This window comes from Sphingobacterium thalpophilum, from assembly GCF_038396785.1.
Classification (GTDB): domain Bacteria; phylum Bacteroidota; class Bacteroidia; order Sphingobacteriales; family Sphingobacteriaceae; genus Sphingobacterium; species Sphingobacterium thalpophilum_A.
In genome coordinates, this window is the sequence record NZ_CP151087.1 from 3,979,591 (window position 1) to 4,003,872 (window position 24,282).

Genomic DNA, 24,282 nt, shown 5'->3' on the forward strand with positions numbered 1-24,282 from the left:
GAGGTGAAAAGAAAAAGGAAATATGATTAAAAACCTATTTAGAATTACTGTTGTTACGTTTGCACTAACAACAGCGGGGTGTGCTTTGTTTGCCCAAAACACCAAATTTGATTGGAAAGAAGCATCTGAGGGGGGGTACACCTACAAGTACGTAACCAACGATCCTACACATTCACGGTTTTATAAGCTAAAAAATGGCTTAACTGTGATTTTGAGTCCGACCAAAAAAGAACCACGTATTCAAACTTACATTGCAACAAAAGCGGGGAGCAAAACAGATCCGAAAGATCACACCGGTTTGGCCCATTACCTGGAGCATATGTTGTTCAAAGGAACCGATAAATTTGGCTCTAAAGACTGGGCAAAGGAGAAGCCTTTGTTAGATCAGATTGATGCACTCTATGAGAAATACAATGGTACAACAGACGAAACCGAACGGAAGGCAATCTATAAGGAAATCGATAAAGTGTCTGGAGAAGCTGCGAAATATGCCATTGCGAATGAGTATGATAAATTGATGGCATCAATGGGAGCGGAAGGTACCAATGCTTTCACTTCGTTTGAGCAGACTGTTTATCAGGAGCAAATTCCTAGTAATGTAATGGATAAGTATCTTGCTGTACAGGCAGAACGATTTAGATATCCGGTATTGCGTCTTTTCCATACTGAGCTGGAAGCTGTGTATGAAGAGAAAAATATCAGCTTGGATAAAGATAATCGTAAGGCTGTAGAGTCGATGTTTTCAGCAGCGTTTCCCAATAATAATTACGGAAAGCAGACGACAATTGGTACGGTAGAGCACCTTAAAAATCCGTCTTTGAAAGCGATTCGTGAATATTTTCATACCTATTATGTCCCAAATAATATGGGGGTGATAATGTCGGGGGATTTTGATCCTACCGAGGTGGTGAAAAAGGTGGATAAGGCCTTTGCTTTTATGCAGGCGAAAGAGATTCCAGCCTATACTTTTGATGCGGAGAAACCAATTTTAACTCCTGTTGTCCGCGAGGTTAAAGGTCCGGATGCTGAATTTATGTTAATGGGGTTCCGTTTTCCTGGCGCTGCGACAAAGGATGCCCGTATGCTTAATCTGATGAGTCAGATCTTGACGAATGGTTCTGCTGGTCTGATTGATCTGGATTTGGTGAAGAATCAAAAATTATTAGGTGCTGGCGCTTTCCCTTATGTGTTAAAAGACTATTCTTTGCTCCTGTTGCAGGGTAATCCTGGTCAGGGACAAAGCTTGGAAGAGGTGCAACAGCTGCTGTTGCAAGAATTGGCGAAATTGAGAAAAGGTGAATTCTCGGATGATTTGATAACAGCCATCGTCAACAATGCGAAGAAAGACGAAATCAAACAGAACGAAAGCTATGGTGACAGAGCTGAATCATTGATGGATGCCTTTACTTCGGGTCAGGATTGGGCGTCTGTTGTGGGATATTCGGATGAATTGAATAAAATCACCAAGCAAGATGTGGTGGATTTTGCGAACAAATACTTGAATGACAATAATTATGTTGTTGTTTATAAGCGTAAGGGCGTTGATAATAATGTTGTTAAAGTTGTTAAACCTGAGATTACTCCTGTAACGGTCAATCGCGACGATCAGTCTGAGTTCTTGAAGCGGGTTGAAGCAATGCCAGAGGATAAAATCCAACCGGTATGGGTCGATTATAACAAAGATATTAAGAAAGCTACAGCGAACGGTTTACCAGTACTTGCTGTAAAGAACTCAGATAATGAGCTATTTTCGCTGTCTTATCGTTTTGATGGTGGAAAATGGAGCAATAAGTTACTTTCATTGGCTGCGGGTTATCTTGAATTTTTGGGTACAAAAGACAAATCCAGTGAGCAATTCAGCAAGGATTTCTATCAATTGGCTTCTGATTTTTCGGTGTCTGCAGGAAATGAGGAAACCATGGTGTCGATTTCAGGTTTGAATTCAAATTTTACGGCTACATTGAGCTTGATTCAGGATTTGTTGCGTAATTGTGTTGCTGATCAGGAGGCTTTCAAAATGTATATTGCCCGTCTTAAAAAAGCGAGAGCAAATGCGAAAGAAAACAAGGGAGCGATCATGGAAGGCCTAAAATCGTATGCTAAATACGGCGCTAAAAATCCGTTTAATAATGTGTTTACAGATGCGGAATTGGATGCTTTAAAAGCGGAGGATTTGGTGAAGGCATTGCACGATTTGGCTAATATGAAACATACGATGCTTTATTTTGGCCCGTTAACTGCCTCGGAATTTGCAGCGAAAGCGAAACCTTTGAAACAAGGTGCCGGAGAGTATGTTCAGGCGAAAAAGGCGGTCGTGTTTGCAGAATTGCCAACAAGCAAGAACCAGGTCCTTTTTGCTAATTTCGATATGAAGCAGGCTGAAGTGTTTTGGTATAGAAGTTCAGGAATATACAACAGTGCCTTAACACCGACTGTTTCATTGTTTAATAATTACTTTGGTGGCGGAATGGGAAGTATTGTCTTCCAGACTATCCGTGAATCAAAAGCATTGGCTTATTCAACTTATGCTTATTACGGACAGCCTTATAAAAAGGAAAATCACTATACCGTTGGAGCCTATGTTGGGACGCAGGCTGATAAATTTAACGATGCGGTTAAAGGCATGAATGAGTTGCTGGATGTGTTGCCTGAAAGTGCTAAGGGTCTGGATATTGCGAAAGTAAGTCTGGAAAAATCAATTGCCAGTGAACGTGTATTGAATGCTTCTATCTTAGGTAGTTATCTGGCTGCACAACGTTTGGGGAATGCAACTGATATTCGTAAAGTTGTCTATGAGCAAGCACCAAAATTAACCTATGGCGACCTAAATACTTTCCACAAGAAAGAAATGAGTCAAAAGCCGTACGTTTACTGTATTGTAGCGAAGGAAGAAAGTCTTAAGCCAGAAGATCTTGCGAAACTGGGCGAGGTTAAAAAGCTGGATCTTAAAGAGATCTTCGGCTACTAGATATCGGATTGCTTGTCTTAAGAATTAGATTAGCGTATGAAATTAAGAAGCCTCCGGTGTTTGCCGGAGGCTTTTTTTGTATCAGGTTTTGTGATGCCCTTTGTTTTTTTTATGCTTGTTCACGCTACGGAATCCTTGTTTCACTGTTCGTGAGTAGGATTAGTTTTAGGGTGAATTCGCTATCATGGCTACTAAAACTAGCGTATTAAAACCGGATAATCTCCTCAATCTGTTCGTTGATAAATTGCAGCGTATCTTCTTTGAATAACTGCCCTTCATCATTCAGTTCGTTCTGAACATTGGGTAGAAAGATCTTGAGGGGAAGCACGTGCATTCTTAAGTAGTGGCATATGCCGGTCAGATGATCGATGCCACGGAGGTTGCCATAGCGTCCCGAAGATAGTCCGACCAATGCAACTTTCTTGTGATAAAAGCTGATCGGAAAAGTGCAGCAATCGATAAAAAGCTTGAGCGCTCCTGGTATACTTCCGTTGTATTCTGGTGCGATAAAAATAAACAGATCCGCTTTACTGATCTTTTCTTGGATAGGTTCAAATGCTGTACTTCTTTTGCCATAAAGATCTGTTTCTAAAATGTTTGCTGGTAGATCTTCCAACGAAAAGATGTCACTTTCAATTGACTTACGGTCAAGTAATTGCTGGTAGCACTTTGCTATTTTTAACGTCTTACTATTGGGACGGTTTGTTCCGGATATTATTAAAATCATTGTGTTGTTGATACTTATAAAAAGCGCAGTTTCAAAGTGGATACATATCTTGATTTTTTGTATCTTAGCATCCTGAGGATATGTGCTTTCGATCAATCAAAAGTACGAAATATGCTGAATTTGTTTTGTTAATTTGAATTACGGATAAAAAATTTGGCAAATTGATCTTCAAAAAAGTGAAATGTAGTATAAAAAGACATTTTAATTAAGAAAGGTTTTCATTCAAGATGGGAAAAGTAATTGCAATCGCAAATCAAAAGGGTGGGGTCGGAAAAACCACAACGTCAATTAATTTGGCGGCTAGTTTGGCGGTTTTAGAATATAAAACATTGTTGGTCGATGCAGATCCCCAAGCAAACTCTACTTCTGGGATTGGCTTTGACCCTCGTACAATCAGCGCAAGTGTATACGAATGTTTGGTAAATGATTTGGATCCTCGTGAGGCGATTCAATCAACAGAAACACCAAATTTGGATCTTTTACCCGCTCATATTGATTTGGTTGGGGCAGAAATTGAGATGATCAATATGCACGAAAGGGAGTACAAGATGAAAAAGATCTTGGATCAGGTGAAACAGGATTATGATTTTATTATCATCGATTGTTCGCCTTCCTTAGGCTTAATTACAATCAATGCACTATCTGCATCGGACTCAGTCATCATTCCGGTACAGTGCGAATACTTTGCCCTAGAAGGACTTGGTAAGTTGTTGAACACAATTAAAATCGTTCAAAACCGTTTAAATACAAGTTTGGAGATCGAAGGAATTTTGTTGACCATGTATGATGTTCGTTTAAGATTGTCAAATCAGGTGGTCGAGGAAGTAAAAACACATTTCACTGATTTAGTTTTTGATACGATTATTCAGCGAAATACCCGTTTGAGCGAAGCTCCAAGCTTTGGAATTTCTGTTATCATGCATGATGCTTCCTGCAAAGGGGCAATTAATTATTTGAATTTGGCACGCGAGATTTTACAGAAAAACGGGCATCTTAATGAAATGAATAAAACAGTAACCGCATAATATGGCAGCACATCAGCGTAAAACAGGACTGGGAAGAGGTTTAGGTGCGCTATTAAACGATAGTGTAGAAGTTCCTGCTAAAAGTAATCAGCAAGTGGAAGAGGCTCCTCTAGTTACATCAACTGCTGTAAAAACAACAAAAGAGAATGGCAGTATCAGCCATGTTCGTGTAGAAGAAATATCTGTCAACCCTTTTCAGCCGCGTACGGAATTTGATCCGGTTGCCTTACAGGAGTTATCGGAATCAATTATTTTACAAGGATTAATTCAGCCGATTACCGTACGTAAAATTTCGGACGGTAATTATCAGTTGATCTCCGGGGAGCGACGTCTCCGTGCTTCTCGCTTGGCCGGTATCACCGAAATCCCAGCGTATATCCGTACCGCCAACGACCAGCAGATGCTGGAAATGGCCCTGATTGAGAATATTCAGCGGGAGAACCTAAATGCGATTGAAGTAGCCTTGAGCTTTCAGCGCATGATTGAGGAATGTAATCTAAAACAGGAAGAATTGGGGGAGCGAGTCAGTAAAAACCGTTCTACTGTTACAAATTATCTCCGTTTATTAAAACTCCCACCCGTCATTCAAGCGGCAATACGTGATGGAGCATTGACCATGGGACATGCTCGTGCCTTGATTAATATTCCTGAGGTTGATAAACAGCTTTATATCTTTAAGTTGATTATTGATCAAGGTTTATCCGTTCGTAAGGCGGAGGAGTTGGTTCGTGAGTTACAAAAAGGCGGTAAGAAAAAAGCCGGGAAAGATAAAGCTCCGATGTCTTTTCAATTGCAGAAGATTGAAGATGATCTGGCTTCGAAATTTTCTTCTCGCGTCAAATTGAATCTGAAGAGCACAAAAGGAAAAGGAGCAATTGAGATCCCTTTTGAATCGGAAGATGATTTAAGTCGCATTCTTGAATTGTTAGATTGGTAATATGGCCAAGTTAATAAGCTTGATATTTGCGGTGTTTACACTGTCGGTGGTACATGGACAGACTGTGGATACAATTCCTAAGAAACAAATAACACCCGTCAAAATAGATAGCATAAAGCAAAAATCGGTACAGGATACCGTAAAGAAGGAATCTCGGAAGGAACGTAAAAAACGGGAGAAGGAGGAGGCTAAGGCGAAAGAGAAGGTTGTATTCAAGGATTCGACACGCTTGGCTATTGAAGCAAAAAATAAACAGGCTTGGGAACGTTCTTTGGTTCTTCCAGGCTGGGGACAATATACCAACGGTGGCGTTTGGTGGATAAAAGTGCCTGCAATCTATGGCGGCTTAATAACAACCGTACTTGTTTTTGATTTTAATAACCGTTATTATAAGGAATTACTGGGGGTGTTACAGGACAAAGCTCTTGGTAAGCCTATTGATCCTTATTACATCGGAATCTCAGACCAATCTATCATCCGAGCAAAAGATAATGCGCGGCGAAATCGAGACCTCATGGTGCTGCTTACTTTAGGTGTTTATGGCCTGAATGTCGCAGAGGCTTATATTGACTCGATGCTTAAATATCGCTGGAGCATTGGCGACGATAAACCCAAAAAGACTGCTTTCTTAATTGGACCTACTTTAATGGATGCGAGTCTCGCGTCGGGAACTTATTCATTGAAACCTACTGTAGGACTTAAGTTGACCATGAAATTCAATTAACTCCCGTATTCCTAAGGTGATATTTCGATTGGAAATGATTGTTGATCAGGGGTTATCTAATTTGTCTTTTAGTGAATATTGCATATACACTGCTCGTTCAGATTGATGTTTGTGGTTTTTAAACATGGGTATTTCATTGGAATTTTTTAATTTTAAAAATAAACTATACTTTTTTTCTAAATATATGAACATCATTCTCTTGGGATATGGCAAAATGGGGCAGATTATCGAAAGATACGCGCTGAAAAGAGGCCATCAAATTTTTTTAGTTGTCGATGAACATAATCGTCCTAACCTGACTGCTGATGATATCAAAGGGGCTGATGTCGCAATAGACTTTAGTGTACCTTTCGCGGCACTGGATAATATGAATCTTTGCCTTGAGGCAGGTGTACCTATTGTCGTCGGAACAACCGGTTGGTATGATCAACTGGAGGAAGTTAAGACGAAGTGTTTGGAGTCTGATGGTTCCATTTTGTATGGATCTAACTTTTCCATCGGAGTGAATGTATTCTTCCATATCAATAGAATGTTGGCGAAGGCCTTACAGCCGTACAAACAATATGATGTCCAGGTAGAGGAGATACATCACATTCACAAACTGGATGCACCTAGTGGTACAGCAATTACGATTGCTGAGGGGATATTGGATAATAGCGATGTGAAAACCAACTGGGTGAATACGGTTATTGGTGATCAGGATGAAATTATTCCAAAACCACAGGAGCTTTTAATTGAAAGTCATCGTATCGAAGAGGTTCCAGGAACACATACGGTACTTTATAGTTCTGAGGTTGACCAAATAGAGTTTAAGCATACCGCACATAGCCGCGATGGATTTGCCTTAGGAGCTGTAGTTGCTGCTGAATGGTTGAATGGCAAAAAAGGTTTCTATCAGGTTACTGAAATTTTTGATTTTAATAAATAGTATTAATAAGTAGATTATGGGCTTAATTATATTTGCGGTTTTAACAGCAATATCGGGATATGGACTGTGGCAATTGTTTGTTAAAGCGGGCAGAAATGGCTGGGAAGCAATCGTACCTTTTTATAGCCAGTATATTCAGGCGAAATTGACAGGAAGACCTACATGGTGGGTAGTTTTATTGCTCGTACCGATTGTCAATGTCTTTGTTTTCTATAATCTTTACCTTGATTTTATCCATTGTTTTGGAAAACGCCGTTTTTGGGAGAATGCTGCTGCAGTTTTAGTACCTTTTATTGTTCTGCCAATGTGGGCAAAGGACAATAACGTACGTTTTTTGAATGGCTTATATGCTAAGAATTTAAAGGCTGCAAGCCAAGAAGGTCTTGAATTGACTGAAGAGAAGCGTGCCGAAATTGCACTCGAATCTTATAAAGAATATAAAATTAAATATCCGTACAAGAAATCGATGGTACGCGAATGGGCAGATGCCATTGTATTTGCAACCGTAGCGGCATCGCTTATTCGTGGCTTCCTGATCGAAGCTTATATGATTCCAACAGGATCTATGGAGCGTACCTTGTTGATCGGGGATTTCTTATTTGTGAGCAAGTTAAATTATGGCCCCCGTGTTCCTAATACGCCGATTGCCTTTCCTTTTGCGCATCATACGATGCCCATCACTGGCGGAAAAGCGTATTCTGAATTGATTGAGCTTCCTTATAAACGTTTGCCAGGATTTCAAAAAATTGAACGTAATGATGTCGTTGTTTTCAATTTTCCTGCGGGTGACACTGTTGCGCTTGAAAACCAAAATTCAAGTTATTATGATCTTGTTCGAGTTTATGGTTGGCAGACTATCAATTCTCAGTTTACAATCCAGGCAAGACCTATCGATAAGAGGGAGAACTATATTAAACGCTGTGTTGGATTGCCTGGCGATAAAATTTTCATGAAAGATGCCAAACTCTTTGTGAACGATCAACCAGGATTTGATCCTCCAGAAAGCCAATTGGACTATCTCGTATTAACGGATGGTACCCCATTAAATATGGATAGGTTACGGGAGTTGAGAATAGAAGCGGTCGGTAGCGATCAGCAGCCTGGTGTTTATCAGTTGTTCATGACAAAAGATGAACTGGCCATTGTAAAATCTTGGTCGAATGTCAAAGAAATCAGAAGAAATCCTGTTGGAGAAGGAGCTTATCCGTATGATCCACAATACAAATGGAATTTTGATAATTTTGGACCGATTTTAATCCCGAAGAAAGGATGGACAGTGGCATTAAATGCACAGACTCTGCCCATTTATGAAAGAGCTATCCGTGTTTACGAGAATAACAAGTTAGAAAAACGTTCGGATGGGATCTATATCAATGATGTGAAAGCAGACCATTATACGTTTAAAATGGATTACTTTTGGATGATGGGTGATAATCGCCATAATTCTTTGGATTCAAGGGGCTGGGGATTTGTTCCCGAAGATCATGTTGTCGGAAAGGCTTTATTTACTTGGATGAGCTGGGATGACATTGGTACCGGACTTTCGAAAATTCGTTGGAACCGTATCTTTAAAGGAATTCATTAATAATTGCAAGGTCAGCAATAGTACCGCTATTTAGGGGGGAATAAAAAGGGCTTTCGTGTAAGAAAGCCCTTTTCTATTGATGCATTTTTGTGCAATTCGCTAGATCACAAGAAGCTCATTTATAAAGTTAGCGCTCTTCGCAGAACATGCTATTATTTCAAACAAGCCAGATAACGTTTGATGGTTTCTTCTAATCCTAGGTATAGTGCATCAGAGATGAGGGCATGGCCAATACTTACTTCCAGGAGTTCGGGGATATGTTGGTTGAAATATTGCAGATTGTTGAGATCTAAGTCATGGCCCGCATTTAGACCTAAACCGACTTCACGTGCTTTTAATGCAGCTTTGAAATACGGTTTTATAGCGAGTTCCTTGTCGAAGCCATATTCCGTGGCAAAACCTTCTGTGTAAAGTTCAATGCGATCTGTTCCTGCTTCTGCCGCAGCCTCTACCATTTCTTCAACCGGATCAACAAAAATAGAAACACGTATACCTGCATCTTTGAACAATTTGCACATATCTTGTAGGTAGGCTTTGTTCTTAATGGTATCCCAGCCATGATTCGAGGTCAATTGTCCTTCGATATCTGGCACTAAGGTTACTTGTGCTGGTTTATTGGCCAATACAAGGTCAATAAATTTCTGTTCCTGGCAATTTCCTTCAATATTGAGTTCGGTCTGGATTTCTGCTTTTAAGTCAAAGACATCCTGATAGCGAATATGTCTTTCATCAGGTCTCGGGTGGACAGTGATGCCTTGTGCTCCAAAACGTTCACAGGCTAATGCTGCAGATACTAGATTAGGATTATTGCCACCTCTGGAATTTCTGAGCGTTGCGATTTTATTGATATTTACTGAAAGTCTAGTCATTTTCCTGTATGTTATGTTGTAAAAATACAAATAATATCTATTTTTTTTTAACTTGCATATATGGATGGAATCGACTATAGCCTGTTTAGCGGCTTTCGCCTATTGGACGTTATTGATATCATATTGGTAGCGATTATTATCTACTATATCTATAGTTTGATTAGAGGGACCATTGCTGTTAATATCCTGATTGGTGTAGCACTGTTTTATGGTGTTTATATAGTCGTTAAGCAGATGCACATGCGTTTACTGACCGAGATATTCGGCGGTTTTATATCTGTAGGGTCCATCGCATTGATTGTCGTGTTCCAACAGGAAATCAGGCGATTCTTACTGCACGTTGGAAAGAACATATCCATGAAACGGAAAAAAGTTTTTTGGTCATTTATCGGGAATAAGAAAGCTATACAAAAGGATTTGACGGAAGACTTAAAACCGGTTATTGAAGCTTGTAGAAGCATGTCGCGTACACGGACAGGTGCTTTATTGGTTTTTTCAAAATATTTTGATGAGGAGTATTATCAGAGCAGTGGTGAGTATATCGATGCCCATATATCGAAGCGCCTGATTGAAAGTATCTTTCATAAAAATAGTCCTTTGCATGATGGAGCAGTCGTTATTGTTGATTTTAAGATTATGACAGCATCTTGTGTGCTACCATTGTCGGATAGTGAGGATTTGCCGCTGCAATTCGGACTACGCCATCGCGCTGCTATTGGGGTGACGGAAATCTCGGATGCGATTGCTGTTATTGTCTCTGAAGAGACCGGAGAGATCTCTTTTGCGAAAGACGGAAATGTCAATATGAACGTTTCACCAGAAGAACTTGAGCAATTGCTAAAAGACGAGCTATAAAACTAAAGGCCGAGTTATAAAAAAGGCTTTAAATGCAATGCCCCCAAAAAGTGAGATACTTTCTGGGGGCATTTTTAGCTATAAATACCTATTTCTTTGCAGCGTTGATAACTTGGGTGTTCAATTTGATGTATTCACTATTTTTATCTGCTGTGGCAACTTCAAGACCTTTCGTTGCAGTTTCTATTGCACCTTTTTTATCTCCAGCTTTTAATTGAGCTTTTGCTTTCCAATAAAGGACGTGAGCAGCTTTGGGTTGAGCTTTGGCGGCTTCGTCATACCAGTTTAGCGCTTTATTTAGATCTAAGTTATTACTGAAGTAATATTGGGCTGCGGCAAAATAAGGTTTTTTCTCGCCCTTCATAGCTTCGTCGATGGAGGCTAATATTTTAGCCTGTTGATTGACTTTGAGATCAACCTTTACTGACGTTTTTTCCCAAGCCAAACTCAATACAGCACCTGTAGGCGTAACATTGTCGAAAGAAATGCTGAAAGTTTCTACTGGATTTGCTAGGGTATGAGGTTTCACATTGAAGCGTAAAGCATCTTCACTTTGTTTATAGGTATAGGCGCCCCATTGTTTTGTGTTTTTACTGATGATGATGGTCCACTCTGATTTGTTCGGGATCGTGAAAAGAGCATAGGTTCCGGCGGAAAGTTTGTGTCCATTCAGCTCAACATCACCTTCAAAAGATAATGTGGTATTTGTATTTGCACCTGTGCGCCATACTTCGTTGTAAGGAACAAGATCACCAAAAATCTTACGACCGTTCATGCTAGGTCTGCTGTAATTAAGGGTTACGTTTTCAATACCTAATCCTTGTGTAACTGTCTGTGAGCTACTTGCTGCAGGTAGTTTTAACTGAGCAAAAGATTCGTTGGCCGTAAACATCATTGTTGCGGCAATGGCAATTGCAAAAAGATTCTTTTTCATCTGTATTATTGTTTGTTTGTTGTTGTATGCTTAATCTTGTTGCTCAATATGCGCTTGAAATGCATTTGATCATGCTTTCCATTTCTCCTGTTGAAAAAACAGAAAATCTGATTATAGTATGGCTGTATATTTAATGGCTCTTACAGCATCTATCTCCTAAAAATAGGAAGAATTTTAAGAAAAAAAGGCATCTATTTTTAGATGCCTTTTTTTCTTAAAATATAAGATGGATTTACATTAATTCGTTTTGCCAACTTTATGACCTACTATAGAGAAAAACATAATGTATAGATAGCCCGGAATCATTGCATATAAGAATGCGTGTTGAAAATCAATATGTAAATGATCTTTTAATAATCCGTAGATCAAAGGCCATATAGCACCACCTGCAATACCCATAATCATGATAGCTGACCCTGTTTTCGTGAACTTTCCGAGGCCTTTAATTCCTAGCGGGAAGATAGCTGGCCACATGAGGGAGTTAGCGATTCCTAACAAGGCAACGAATATAAATGAAGTTGTACCAGTCGTAAAAACAGAAATAATGGTGAATGTGATGCCAATGATTGTGCAAATGCGCAGGGCCATTTGTTGTGATACAAATCTCGGAATAGAAATAATACCAATAATATAACCGATCAACATACAAGCGAGTGTAAATGCTGTTGCATAGGTTGTAAAGAAGGGATCAACTTTCAGTTCGCGTGCATAGACGCCAATGATATCGCCTGCCATAACTTCGACGGCCACACAGAAGAAAATTGCCAAAGCCCCCAAGAACAAATGTGGATATTGAAATATCGATGTTTTCTTTGCTGCCACAGTTCCGCTTTCTGCGCTGGTTTCTTCTTCGGCATCCACATCGACCTCAGGCAGGTGTGTGAACTTTAAGAATATTGCGAAGGCAACGAATATAATTGCAAGAGAGATGTATGGAGTGTGCACGCGTTGAAGAAGATCATCTAATATCGCATTCTTTTGGACAAGATCCGTTGTTGCTTCTAATTTTGCTGTTACTTTTTGAGCATCTTTTAAAAAGAGTGTTCCAAAAAGGATAGGTACAATGATACCAGCCGATTTATTGAAAAATCCAGCTATTGAAATACGTTGTGCAGCGCTATCAATGGGACCAATAATACTTAAGTAAGGGTTAACGGCTGTTTGTAATAATGCCATTCCTGAACCTTGGATGAAGATTCCTGTTAAAAATAGGCCGTAGCTTCTATTATCTGCCGCAGGAATAAAGATCAAAGATCCTAAACCTAATATAATAAGACTGACAACTAAACCATTTTGGAAACCAATTTTTTTAATGATGACTGAACTGGGAAGTGCTAGGAAAAAATAAGCAATATAGGAAGCAAAGGTTACGAAGAAAGCTTGCAAATCTGTTTCGAGGTTACAAGCAATTTTTAAGAATGGAATTAGAGTTCCGTTTGCCCAGGTAATAAAACCGAGGATAAAAAATAAACCACAGCAGATGGCCATAGGGCGAAAAGCTGTTTTACCAACGTTAGGATTAGTGGTCATGTTTTGTTTTATTATATTTAGTTAAGTTATCGTTCGAGGATTGGTAAATCAGTAGGAATAAGGAATGAACAAACGATTGCGCTTCATAATTACTGATTTTTAAAGTATCCATCCTACAAGACTACTTAAATTTCTTGAATATCGGAAATAAATAAAGGCATATTTTTGGGGGATTTTGATAATTAATTGACAAAAAAAAGAAGGATAAATTGTGAAATTTATCCTTCTTTGCGTATAAATATTGTCGAATTGTAATTGGAGCGAGGTGATAAATCGAGTTAGCAAGAGTCGTATAGTTATCGTTATTTTGGAACGATAGCTACTGTAAGTCTTGAGATACAATTTAATTTGTTGAAGCGATCGTACATTTTTATTTCCCAAATATGTGTGGATCGACCAATGTGTATTGGGCTACATTTTGCTGTTATTACGCCGCTACTTACCGGACGTATATGATTGGCGTTTACTTCAAGTCCAACTCCGCGGTATTTTTCTGGATCAACCACGAGATTAGATGCTATACTTCCCAAAGACTCCGCTAGAACGACAGAAGCGCCGCCATGTAAAATACCATGTGGTTGTTTGACTTTATCTGTCACGGGCATGGTCGCCGTGATGGAGTTGTCATCAATTTCTGTCGCTTGAATCTCGAGCAGACCCGATAGGTATTTGTTGAAAAATACGTTTATTTCCTCAATGCTGTAATGCTGAAACCAAATTTTTGACATCGTCTGAGTTTAAATAACGTTCTTGGATAATGATGCGATGATGATTGAGGTGGCCAGCAATGACATACAAGAGCGCTTTTACACTTGTTAGCCGTTCAGATGCCATCCCTTTACGTTCTAATTCGACCTCATTAAAACTATTGAAAAGCATCATGTTGGCTTTGCGAAGAAAAGTAAATTCTTTACTCAGGCTTTCTAAGGTGCGATCATTGTAACGGGAATACTGAATGAGGTAGTCTTGGTCGTATCCTGCTAACTCCTTAAGATCGTTACGTGAAAAACGCAATGCCCGGTAAGCCATGATACGCTCATTATCGATGACGTGGCCAACAACTTCTTTGATTGTCCACTTATCTTCGGCGTATTTAAAATTACCTCTTTCCTCTGGGATCGTGTCCAGGAATGCTGGAAAGGAGAGCGTTTGTTCTTCTAGTGCATCAAACACGTTATCGACAACGGTCTCAATATAAGGCGCGTAGACTGCTGGATATTCGTCAGATTTGAGTGGCTTCATATTTTAAATTGCTTTTTAAGATTATTCGAAATGTTGTTCCTTTACCTACTTCAGATTCTTTTACAAAAATTTGCCCCTGGTGGTACCGCACCATTCTTTTTGTCAGACTAAGGCCAAGCCCCCAACCTCTTTTCCGTGTTGTGAACCCCGGCTGGAAAACAGATTCAAAATTAGATCTCGGAATTCCTTTGCCCGTATCACTAATGTCTATAAAAATTTCTTCTTTCGCAATATTTTCTGAAATATTAACAGTTATCTTCCCTTCTGTACCAATGGCATTTACTCCGTTTTTCAATAAATTTTCGATAATCCAATCAAAGAGTGGAATATTTAGCTGTGCTTCAAGATGGGTGTCTCCTTTTAATTCGAAAGCAATTTTATTACTGGTTCGTATGCGAAAATAATCCATGTAATTTTTGATGACATCATACAGATTATGGTTAGTCAGCACGGGAGTAGATCCTATTTTTGAAAAGCGGTCGGCGACGATTTCAAGTCGCTTAATGTCATTTTCCATTTCATTTAGGGTGTCATCTTCTTCGGCATCAAATTTTATGCGAATCAATTCTAACCAGCCCATCAACGACGAAATAGGGGTGCCTAATTGATGTGCCGCTTCTTTGGTGAGCCCTACCCAAACGAGATTTTGTTCGGATTTCCGGATAGAATTGAAAACGGTATAAGCAATAATGAGAAAGAGGGCAATCAGCGATAGTTGCACATAAGGAAACACCCTTAACTGTTGTAAAAACCATGAATCTTTATAATACACATGCCATTTTTGCCCATTTTCCAATTCCAACGTAATAGGCGGATGGCTTTTCTTCATAAACGCAAGCTGTTTTTGAAAATAAACGGGATCATAATCGAGATGTTTTGTAACACTGTCGTTGTGTCCGGGTTTAATATTTGTCTTTGTTGAATCGAGGTTACGCCAAAAAATAATGTCTTCTTTGTCGTCAGTAATAATTGCGGGTAAATTTAGACTGTCTCTTACGGCGTAAATAAATGTAATGAATTCATCATCAACGTCGGGCATGGTCATGATATTTTTGGTACTCATGGCCCATACCTCAGCCTTCGAACGTTCGGCATGTGCAAGATTTCGAACGAGGTAATTGGTGTAAACCAGGGAGGCGACAGCAATGACTGCTGCAAAGATAAGCAAGATAAATTTCCAGCGTTGCTGGCTAATCTGATAGGGTTTCATGATTCCGTATTCGTGTCCTTCATTTGCAAATTACTGAATAAATGTCTGTTTTCTGCACTTTTATTTCATTGAAGAAGTTATCGTGCCGCCCAAATCAAAAATTTTGTGGTAATTTTGCGACATGAGTTCAGAAAGAAAAGTAAGAGTGCGTTTTGCACCAAGCCCGACAGGTGGTCTTCACCTTGGTGGGGTACGTACAGCTTTGTTTAATTTTCTCTATGCGCGTCAGCATCAGGGAGATTTTATTTTACGTGTCGAGGATACGGACCAAACTCGTTTTGTCCCAGGTGCTGAGGAATATATCAACGAATGCTTAGCATGGTGTGGTTTGACTCCAGATGAAAGCCCTTTAAAAGGAGGCGAGTACGGACCTTACCGTCAAAGTGAGCGAAAACCATCTTACCGGAAATATGCTGAACAGCTGATCGAGAATGGTTATGCTTACTATGCTTTTGACACAGCAGAGGAGCTGGATGAGCAGCGTAAGTTGCAGCCTAATTTTCGATATAGCCACGAGAACAGACTTCAATTACGTAATTCATTGAGTTTGTCTGCCGCTGAAACTCAACAATTATTGGATGCGGGCACGCCGCACACCATCCGTATAAAGATTCCAACAGATGAAACAGTATCATTCACTGATATGATCCGTGGAAAGGTTGCTTTTGATACAAATCTTGTCGATGATAAGGTATTGCTTAAGGCAGATGGCATGCCGACTTATCACCTCGCTGTTGTTGTAGATGATAAGGCCATGGAAATATCACATGTATTCCGTGGTGAAGAGTGGTTGCCTTCGGCACCTATCCACATCTTATTGTGGGAATACCTTGGTTGGGGGGATAGCATGCCAGGCTGGGCGCACCTTCCATTGATCCTTAAACCAGATGGAAACGGTAAACTAAGCAAGCGTGACGGTGATCGTTTGGGTTTCCCTGTTTATGCTATGAACTGGACCGATGCTAAATCTGGCGATACAACAAAAGGATTCCGCGAGATGGGCTTCTTGCCTGAGGCTTTTGTTAATATGCTCGGCGTGTTAGGTTGGAATGATGGTACCGAACAGGAACTTTTCTCCTTAGATGAATTGATTCAAAAATTTAGTGTTGACCGTATCAGTAAAGCCGGTGCGAAATTTGATTTTGAAAAAGCAAAATGGTTCAACCATGAATGGATTAAACGCTCGTCGACAGAATCCTTGTTGCCAAAGATCAAAACAGTATTGGAACATCATCAAGTAGATGCCGATGAAGCTTACGTGAGCAGGGTATTGGATGCTGTGAAAGAGCGTTTAACTTTTGTTGAGGACTTTTGGAGTCAGGCGTCGTTCTTCTTTTTGCAACCTGCGGAATATGATTTGAATGCTGTGAAGCCTAAGTGGACTGCTGAAAAAACAGCATTTTTTGAGGATATAAACCAGTCATTCGAAGGATTTGATACGTGGAAAGCTGCTGAATTGGAGCCTTTCTTTAAAGATGCGATTCAGGCATCGGGAATGAAAATGGGCGAGCTGATGATGCCATTCCGAATTATGTTGGTAGGCGGTAAATTTGGACCAGATGTCTTTCAGATTGTTGAATTGCTCGGCAAAAACGAGGTAATAGCACGTGTGAAAAAAGCTCTTAAAGAATTTGATGCTTAAATAGATTAAGTATGAGATACCAAAAAGGGGTTGTCTGCATTGATTTGCAAACAGCCCCTTTTTTTGAAAGAACCTGTTTAGTTGATTCATATTGTTTTTATTAAGGCATCAATGAGCTCGTGATACTCGGTTTATTAGGCAGAAGGAATCTCCGGTTCGCTTTCATTGCTGTTGCTGCTTGCGAAAGCATGAAAGTTGTATATAGGAGATTTAGCTGCCTCATTTACAAGTATGGCATCCTTAGGCGCATGAAAAGTGTTTTGGCTGGGCCGAATAAAAATATTAGCCCTGTTACCAGCATTCCCAGGATTCCCAGATAAGTAAATATCTCCATGTTACTGATTAGAGATGCTTGCTGACTTAGGGTTCCCGAAATACTTTTGCTTGCAATACGCCCTGCTATGTGATCGCTATATATTCCGGTATATTTGTCCATTAATGTATTCCAATAGTTTATTGTCAGTGGGTTGCTTGTATTCAGTGTCTGTTCGAGTTGAATATAATGCTTTTGATTTAGTGTATAGCTAGCATTTTGAATAAGTGCAAATCCGACATTCGTACCCCAAAACCGAACGGTTGTGCCCATGAGGCCTGCATTGCCAGCATGATGGGATTCTACACCTGTCAAAATATAAATAACCAGTGGTGTAAAAAGCCATCCTTGTCCGATTCCTTGAATAAACAAAGGAAGCCCGATTGCCCAGATTGTGGTATCAGGGTAAAATATAGGTACAAATAAAAAACATGAAGTCGCCAATATCAAAAAGCCAAAACCAAAGATATATTTAGGAGATACATCGCGGAGGAGTAAGAATCCTGAACTGCCAACACCCAGTATTGTACCAAGGACATTGATGTACTGTACATCAACAATATAATGCCAGGGCCACTTCCATACGGTAGCCATCACTGTGTATACATTATTGAGACAGCTGCGAATAATATAAAAGAGAAAAAATAGGATAACACCAAAGATCACATTTTTGTATCTGAGGATCTCAAAATGAAACAGCGGTCTTTTGACAATCCGCTGTTTAATGATGAAAAGTGCTCCGAAAATAAGGAAAAGTGCGAAGTTGATGGTGATCGTGGAGCATTCAAACCAATAGTATTTGCGACCATAAATTAAAACGTAGGCCCCGCAGCTCAATGATATCAATAAAAATAGACAGCTGGCCAGATCCAGTTGATAGAGTGGGAACTTTTTACCCAAGCGATTATTGTTGAGTAACAGCAAGGCTATTGCAATCACTATCAAATGCCAATAGAGTACGACATGGATCATATCTTGCCATCCATAGTCCATTATGCTTTCTTTGAGTAAGGATGTCGTCAAAGTTGATCCTGTAAGCATAAAGGTATATAGGAAAAAATAGGCGATCGTTCGGCTTTTGGTATGCTTAATCTGCATCATAAGCAGTGGAAGAAAGCATGCACCTTCCAGTACACAGAAAATACCTTCGATCACGCGGAGAATGCCAATAAGGAAGGGGTCTCTTGTAAGTGAAATACCGAGTAGAATCAGGATGGAGAGGCTACAAGTCAAGAGTATGTATGTCCTTACTCTAAAAAACGAAAACAGCCGTTGAAATATGAGTAAGGTAACGACAATGGCGCCATACATCAAGGATAGAAAATACTGAATATCCTCAGCTTCAATATCCAGTGCCGAAGCGGTAAATGCCGTATTGGAATGGAAGAGCGACATTAGCATGAGATGTGGGAACATCGCTACGATCATTAGCGGGAGTTTTATCCATTCGGGTACCCAGCTGTAGTATAAAGATTTGTTTGTACTCATGGGCGATTAGGATTGATGGGCGGCATGGACAACGACATTCATACCTGCGCGTAATTTCTTGAGGTCCTGTTTTGGATCAAATACAATTTTAATGGGAATCCGTTGCTCAATCTTTACGAAATTTCCGGTTGCATTGTCTTGTGGTATCAGGGCAAATTTGGAACCTGATGCTGGAGAAAATGAGTGGATTCTTCCTTTAAAACTGAGTTTGGGAAAAGCGTCGACCTGTATAGTAACGATAGTGTCTTCTGCAAGATTTTCGAGTTGAGTTTCCCTAAAGTTAGCGTTGATCCATTTCTCTTCACTAATGACATTGGCAAGTGTCTGACCTTCCTTTACATACTGACCTGCTTGGATGGTTCGTTTTCCAACAAAGCCATCATAAGGTGCTGTAACTACGGTATACGAAAGAAAAAGCTGTGCATTTGTTTTTGCGGCCTTTTTAATATTGATATTGGCTCTTGCCGGTAGTTCGCTTGCTTTTTCTTTGTTGGTGTTTAGTTGGGCTGAATTATATTCTTCGGTTATGGTGTGCAGTTGTGCCAATGCTATATCATATGCTGCTTTGGCATTATCGTACTGTTGTTGGGTCGCAGCCTCTGCTTCAAATAAATTCTTGAATCGCTTGTAATCCTGTTCGGTCTGCCATACACTTACTTTTGCCGCTTCTAATCTTGCCTTTTGAACAGAAATGCTATTGGCTATTGCATTGGCTGTTTTGCTGATTACCTCAGCATTGCTCTGGCTACTTTGGAGTTCGGCATTCGCCATATCAACCTTGGTTTGATACTCACTGGCGTCTATAATTAATAAGGTATCGCCCCGATGTACATATTGGTTTTCCTCAAATCGTACCTCCTTGATAAAACCAGAGACCCTACTGGCAATAGGTGTCAAGTATTGATCAATTTGTGCGTCATTTGTTGTTACATATTGATTGGTAAAAATAAGGTGTCTGACTAAGACGCCAATACCGGTCAATAATAATAGGCTGGCAAATATGACGAGCATTTTATTACATCCTTTTGTTTTGTCTTTTTTATCTTCTTTATTCATTGTTATTTTGATTGCGTAATTTTAATAGTCTGCTTTATGTGTTTATAGTGTGTCAACACAGGCGAACTGTGTACTTTTAGCATCATCTAAATTTACAGTTGAGCCTTTTTATTTGATCCGATGTTGTAGGAGACTTTTAAAAATTTAATTAAAGTCTGTTGTGCCAGTATTCAGTTCCGCTTATGATGTACTCGGAGTAGCAATTTTTCTGTGTTACTTAATCAGAATTAACCGGAATACGAGCAAACTTCCTCTGAGAGCATGAGCATATGGCTGTACAAAGATACTGTGGAATAGAAACGTTTTGTTTTGTATAGTCGGACGGATATATGTTCATTTGCGCCATGTTGTAGGAAAAGTGTAATTTTAAGTTATGGAAGAGGAAAAACTTGTAGCTATTGATGCTGACCAATATGATTTTTATGTAGACCATATGTATGTCGATCGTATCGATTCTCGTGAGTACAAACATAAAAAGGCGCGGCTGCTCTATGCTGACGGTGGTATTATTCATGTGTTTACAACAACAAAGCACTGGTATTTGCCAGCAAGGTTTTATATGTGGATTCCGGCAAATACAACTTATCATCTGGAAAGTACAAGCTCTCGTATTCAGCTATATAGTTTTTATTTCAAGGAGAAGCAGCATATGCCGTCCGTACTTTCAACGCCAAATATATTTCTAAGCAATGATCTGGTGCGTGAAATGTTTTTATTTGCTCAGGATTGGAGCGGAGGGATCAGCAAAACGGCTGATTATTCAAAGTACTGTCTCTTGCGTGCGATGATGGCGATTATTCCGGATACGAGTTCACCAATAGATGCTTTTCCGATGCAGCATCCTTATCCTAAAAGTGAAAAACTCAGGAGCGTAGCGAGATATCTGAATAGCAATATTGATCAAGCATTTACCATTGAACAGGTTGCTGTGCGCTTTGGTATGAGCAGCCGCTCGTTGTCACGGTTGTTTAAAGAAGATATGGGGATTAGTTATATCCGTTTTTTAAGAGCCATACGAATTGCGAAAGCCCTGGAACTGATGTCTGAGAATAGCTATTCCATTCTAGAAATAGCCATGCGTGTAGGGTACAATGAGCTGTCTTCTTTTAGCAATATTTTTACGCGTGTAACGGGTATCCGTCCATCGATATATATGGCGAAGATTAATGAATATAAACAGTAATGTTTTTATTTAGGCCAAAAGTTCCTGCAAATCTTCCTGTGATAGTGACTTGATGAAGCTTTCTTCTGTCGTGATCAGGCTTTGTGCAATCGACTTCTTTTTATTCTGTAAAGCTAATATCTTTTCTTCGACGGTATCTTTACTGATAAATTTATAGATAAACACGTTGCGCGTTTGACCGATGCGGTGTGAACGGTCTACAGCCTGTTGTTCCACAGCTGGATTCCACCACGGATCCAGAATAAAAACATAGTCAGCTTCAATCAGATTGAGTCCCACCCCACCTGCTTTTATCGATATAAGGAATAACTTGGTATCGTTGTTTTTACGAAATTGGCTGACGGCTTCATCCCGATTCTTTGTGCCGCCATCCAGGTAGGCATAATTTGTTCCTTTATGATCGAAATACTGACGGAAAATATTGAGCTGTTTTACGAATTGGGAGAAAATCAGCACTTTGTTGCCTCTTCGCATGACCATCTCAAGCGTTTCAATGACAGCTTCAAACTTGCCGGAATCACCCGAGAATTTCTCATCCACCATTCTGGGATGATTGGCTAATTGTCGGAGCTTTGTCAGGCCTTGCAACAACGCAATTTGCGTAGATTTAGGCTTGCTGTCCAATTGTCCGTCAAGAATTGCATTGCGATATTCAGATTTGACTTTTTCGTACAACTCGGATTGTTTTTCAGTCATTTCACAATAAAGGATCTGTTCAGTTTTTGGCGGTAATTCTGTTGCCACCTGATCTTTTGTACGTCTTAATATAAATGGTTTGACAATCGCTTGAAGACGCTGTGCTTTTTCTTCATCTTTTTTCTTTTCTATGGGCTGTACAAATTCCTTTTGAAAATAAGTATAGCTGCCTAGTAGTCCTGGATTGGTGAAGTGCATCTGTGCCCAAAGATCCGAAACGGAATTTTCTACAGGAGTTCCACTCAAAGCCAATTTGTTTTTGCTTTTTAGGCTTTTGATGGCTTTAAACGATTTGGAAGTTGGGTTTTTAATATTCTGGCTCTCATCGAGGATAATGTAATTAAAATAAAAGCCACTCAAGGTTTCTTCGTCAATACGCGCAATTCCGTAGGTGGTAATTACCAAATCATATTTGGCGAAAAGAGTAGCATCTTTGATGCGGTTGTTTCCGGTATGAAGGTGGATATTAAGCTGTGGCGCAAATTGCTGTGCTTCTTTCTGCCAGTTGTATACCAATGATGTTGGCAAGACCAAAAGTGAGGTACGGACATCCTGTTCGTCTTGGAGTTGTTCTTTTTGCTGTTGCAATAACGCTAAAGTCTGTATGGTTTTACCTAAACCCATATCATCTGCAAGACAGCCGCCAAATTTATACTGCTTCAAAAAATTAAACCAATTGTATCCTGCTTTTTGGTATGGGCGAAGATTTCCCTTGAAATGTTTTGGTTCGGGAATATCAGCAATCTCTTCAAAGTTGGCTAGATTCTGTAGTTTTCGTGTAAATACCAGTTTTGTATGCTCACTAATTTCAAAGAGTAGACCAATATGTACCTTATTTAGTTTGAGCTCATGTCGGTCTGCAGAAAATTGGAAGAGATGGTTGTATTTTGCAAACCATTCTGCCGGAATCATGGCAATTTCTCCATTTGGTAAGGTGAATTCCTTAATATTATTAAGGATATGGTTGCGCAGCTGAATAAATGGGATCTCATAGGGCCCAAATTTTGCGATAGCACTTATATCAAACCAATCATTGTCTTCATCAATGGAGATATCTAAGGAGGTGTGCCCTATGAAGAAGCGTTTTTCTTCACTATTTTGTATAATGTGGAATCCTAGAGCCTCCAGTTGTTCTTGATGGTTGTTCATCCAGTCAAATACTGAAAGCCGTTTTCCAGTTTGGTTTGCTGGCGTTAATAAGCCGAGTTGGAGATCAACATCCTGTAGTCCCAATTTTTTTAAGCTTTCATGTTGTTGTTCTTCCCATTGCAACGATCGTTTGACACGGTGGAATATATATTGATCATCTTGCGCATTATATTCCATACGAACAGTAACCTTATTCTCGGCTCCCGCGGTAAAGGTATGCGGTCCGTACTTGAATTGCAGTTGTAATTGCGAGGCTCCATCCTCGACATAAATCAAATGGAGGAGTGGAATTGCTTGGTGCTGGTGGGTCTGAATTTCAAATCCTTCGGCATAGACATGATAACGTTCAATCAGTCCACATACAAAGGTTTCGAAATATTTTTTTTCAGTGCTTCTACCGATAGAAATGTAACGTTTATTCAGGAAAGGGCTGAGCTTCTTGCCCTCAAGGGCCTGATCGAAATAATATAGGGTATTGTTTAAAAGTAACCATGCTTGTACATTGGTCAAGACAATGGCATTTTTGAACATAAACTCCAGACGCTGATTTTCGTATTTGATTGTCGGGAAATAACGTGTTTCTTCTTCGTTTCGTCGAAAATGAAATAGAATCGATGCCGCAGAGGTTGCCAATTTAATTTCTTGATCTGCTGGATAACCATCTTTGCTCATCATGAAAAGTGGTTTGTCTCCAATAGCTTCAAAAAATTGGATCATTTTTTCATCTATTTTAGGCCGAAGAAGTTCATACAACTTTTTATCGAAAACTTTGGAAAAGAAATCGACAGGTCTAATTGCTTTTTTATAGTATTTTTTGATGAGATGCGTTTGTTCGATTTCATCGAGCAATCGAATCAGTTTGTAATCTACTTCATCCAATTCCGCGGCGTAAGCATCGACAGTATTGCTAAATATACGCTGATAACGTAGTGAGTAAGTCCCGTTGGGATTGAGTTTGACCATGTGTGGCTCAATAAGATAGCCAAGATAGGGATGCTCACATATAGAATAAACGATTTTATATACTGGAAATGACTTTGACTGTTGCATTAAAAATAGCGGACCTTATAAATAAAGGTTTCTAATATACAATAAAATATACCATTAATTGCAATTTGCACGTTGAAATTTTAAAAATCGATTCCAAGGGATAGCCTCGTTAATATCCTGTACTAACCTTCATTATGAAGTTGTTCACAGGTATCGTTAAATGCCAAAGAT

Annotated in this window: 19 protein-coding genes; 9 read left to right on the top strand and 10 right to left on the bottom strand. The window is 39.6% G+C overall.

The annotated features are described in order from the left end of the window. The first annotated feature begins 22 nt into the window (after positions 1–22). Positions 23–2,968, top strand: coding sequence for an insulinase family protein (locus AACH28_RS17660; RefSeq protein ID WP_341831124.1), 2,946 nt, complete (start codon positions 23–25; stop codon positions 2,966–2,968). 205 nt (positions 2,969–3,173) lie between these two features. On the opposite strand, the gene AACH28_RS17665 is transcribed toward AACH28_RS17660, so the two are convergent. Further along, positions 3,174–3,695 carry an NADPH-dependent FMN reductase gene (locus AACH28_RS17665; protein ID WP_088163207.1) on the bottom strand — a complete coding sequence of 174 codons (522 nt, stop codon included), beginning with the start codon at positions 3,693–3,695 and terminating at the stop codon, positions 3,174–3,176. A gap of 227 nt (positions 3,696–3,922) precedes the next feature. On the opposite strand from AACH28_RS17665, the gene AACH28_RS17670 reads away from it, so the two are divergent. The 5 genes from AACH28_RS17670 to lepB all read left to right on the top strand — a co-directional run bounded on the left by AACH28_RS17670 (position 3,923) and on the right by lepB (position 8,894). Next, the gene (locus tag AACH28_RS17670) at positions 3,923–4,720 is read left to right on the top strand and encodes a ParA family protein (RefSeq protein ID WP_070561294.1); all 798 of its coding nucleotides are present in this window, start codon (positions 3,923–3,925) and stop codon (positions 4,718–4,720) included. Between the two features lies 1 nt (position 4,721). Then, positions 4,722–5,657: a ParB/RepB/Spo0J family partition protein gene (locus AACH28_RS17675; RefSeq protein WP_075994480.1), complete on the top strand. Its 936-nt coding sequence runs from the start codon at positions 4,722–4,724 to the stop codon at positions 5,655–5,657. A 1-nt stretch (position 5,658) separates the two neighbouring features. Continuing rightward, positions 5,659–6,381: a DUF5683 domain-containing protein gene (locus tag AACH28_RS17680; RefSeq protein WP_341831125.1), complete on the top strand. Its 723-nt coding sequence runs from the start codon at positions 5,659–5,661 to the stop codon at positions 6,379–6,381. A 184-nt stretch (positions 6,382–6,565) separates the two neighbouring features. After that, positions 6,566–7,309: a 4-hydroxy-tetrahydrodipicolinate reductase gene (gene dapB, locus AACH28_RS17685; RefSeq protein WP_341831126.1), complete on the top strand. Its 744-nt coding sequence runs from the start codon at positions 6,566–6,568 to the stop codon at positions 7,307–7,309. A 16-nt stretch (positions 7,310–7,325) separates the two neighbouring features. Further along, positions 7,326–8,894 (top strand): signal peptidase I, encoded by a 1,569-nt coding sequence (gene lepB / locus AACH28_RS17690; protein WP_075994477.1) that lies wholly within the window; start codon positions 7,326–7,328, stop codon positions 8,892–8,894. Positions 8,895–9,046: 152 nt separating this feature from the next. Here lepB and AACH28_RS17695 read toward each other — a convergent pair whose 3' ends face one another. Continuing rightward, positions 9,047–9,763, bottom strand: a complete 717-nt coding sequence (locus AACH28_RS17695) for a pyridoxine 5'-phosphate synthase (RefSeq protein WP_341831127.1) — start codon at positions 9,761–9,763, stop codon at positions 9,047–9,049. A gap of 60 nt (positions 9,764–9,823) precedes the next feature. On the opposite strand from AACH28_RS17695, the gene cdaA reads away from it, so the two are divergent. Continuing rightward, complete coding sequence (cdaA, locus tag AACH28_RS17700) at positions 9,824–10,618, top strand: diadenylate cyclase CdaA (protein ID WP_046672648.1); 795 nt, start codon at positions 9,824–9,826, stop codon at positions 10,616–10,618. Positions 10,619–10,706: 88 nt separating this feature from the next. Here cdaA and AACH28_RS17705 read toward each other — a convergent pair whose 3' ends face one another. The 5 genes from AACH28_RS17705 to AACH28_RS17725 all read right to left on the bottom strand — a co-directional run bounded on the left by AACH28_RS17705 (position 10,707) and on the right by AACH28_RS17725 (position 15,534). Further along, positions 10,707–11,552 carry a DUF2911 domain-containing protein gene (locus AACH28_RS17705; protein WP_341831128.1) on the bottom strand — a complete coding sequence of 282 codons (846 nt, stop codon included), beginning with the start codon at positions 11,550–11,552 and terminating at the stop codon, positions 10,707–10,709. A 237-nt stretch (positions 11,553–11,789) separates the two neighbouring features. Then, positions 11,790–13,082, bottom strand: coding sequence for a glucose/galactose MFS transporter (gene gluP, locus AACH28_RS17710; protein WP_075994474.1), 1,293 nt, complete (start codon positions 13,080–13,082; stop codon positions 11,790–11,792). 302 nt (positions 13,083–13,384) lie between these two features. Next, positions 13,385–13,810 (bottom strand): hotdog fold thioesterase, encoded by a 426-nt coding sequence (locus AACH28_RS17715; protein ID WP_046673622.1) that lies wholly within the window; start codon positions 13,808–13,810, stop codon positions 13,385–13,387. Next, complete coding sequence (locus AACH28_RS17720; protein WP_317669254.1) at positions 13,776–14,324, bottom strand: DinB family protein; 549 nt, start codon at positions 14,322–14,324, stop codon at positions 13,776–13,778. The genes AACH28_RS17715 and AACH28_RS17720 overlap by 35 nt, the downstream gene beginning before the upstream one ends. Continuing rightward, positions 14,305–15,534: a HAMP domain-containing sensor histidine kinase gene (locus AACH28_RS17725; protein WP_075994471.1), complete on the bottom strand. Its 1,230-nt coding sequence runs from the start codon at positions 15,532–15,534 to the stop codon at positions 14,305–14,307. Before AACH28_RS17725 ends, AACH28_RS17720 begins: the two co-directional genes overlap by 20 nt. Positions 15,535–15,655: 121 nt before the next feature. Between AACH28_RS17725 and gltX the strand changes: the two genes are divergently transcribed. Then, positions 15,656–17,176 (top strand): glutamate--tRNA ligase, encoded by a 1,521-nt coding sequence (gltX, locus tag AACH28_RS17730; protein ID WP_341831129.1) that lies wholly within the window; start codon positions 15,656–15,658, stop codon positions 17,174–17,176. 223 nt (positions 17,177–17,399) lie between these two features. Here gltX and AACH28_RS17735 read toward each other — a convergent pair whose 3' ends face one another. Together AACH28_RS17735 and AACH28_RS17740 are read right to left on the bottom strand one after the other, a co-directional pair. After that, complete coding sequence (locus AACH28_RS17735) at positions 17,400–18,977, bottom strand: MFS transporter (RefSeq protein WP_341831130.1); 1,578 nt, start codon at positions 18,975–18,977, stop codon at positions 17,400–17,402. Positions 18,978–18,983: 6 nt separating this feature from the next. Beyond that, positions 18,984–20,033, bottom strand: coding sequence for an HlyD family secretion protein (locus AACH28_RS17740; RefSeq protein WP_341831131.1), 1,050 nt, complete (start codon positions 20,031–20,033; stop codon positions 18,984–18,986). 373 nt (positions 20,034–20,406) lie between these two features. On the opposite strand from AACH28_RS17740, the gene AACH28_RS17745 reads away from it, so the two are divergent. Continuing rightward, a complete protein-coding gene (locus AACH28_RS17745; RefSeq protein WP_341831132.1) occupies positions 20,407–21,216 on the top strand; it encodes an AraC family transcriptional regulator in 810 nt (269 codons plus the stop codon). 9 nt (positions 21,217–21,225) lie between these two features. Here the strand turns inward: AACH28_RS17745 and AACH28_RS17750 are convergent, their stop codons facing one another. Then, positions 21,226–24,111 carry a DEAD/DEAH box helicase gene (locus AACH28_RS17750; RefSeq protein ID WP_341831133.1) on the bottom strand — a complete coding sequence of 962 codons (2,886 nt, stop codon included), beginning with the start codon at positions 24,109–24,111 and terminating at the stop codon, positions 21,226–21,228. Between the last annotated feature and the right edge of the window lie 171 nt (positions 24,112–24,282).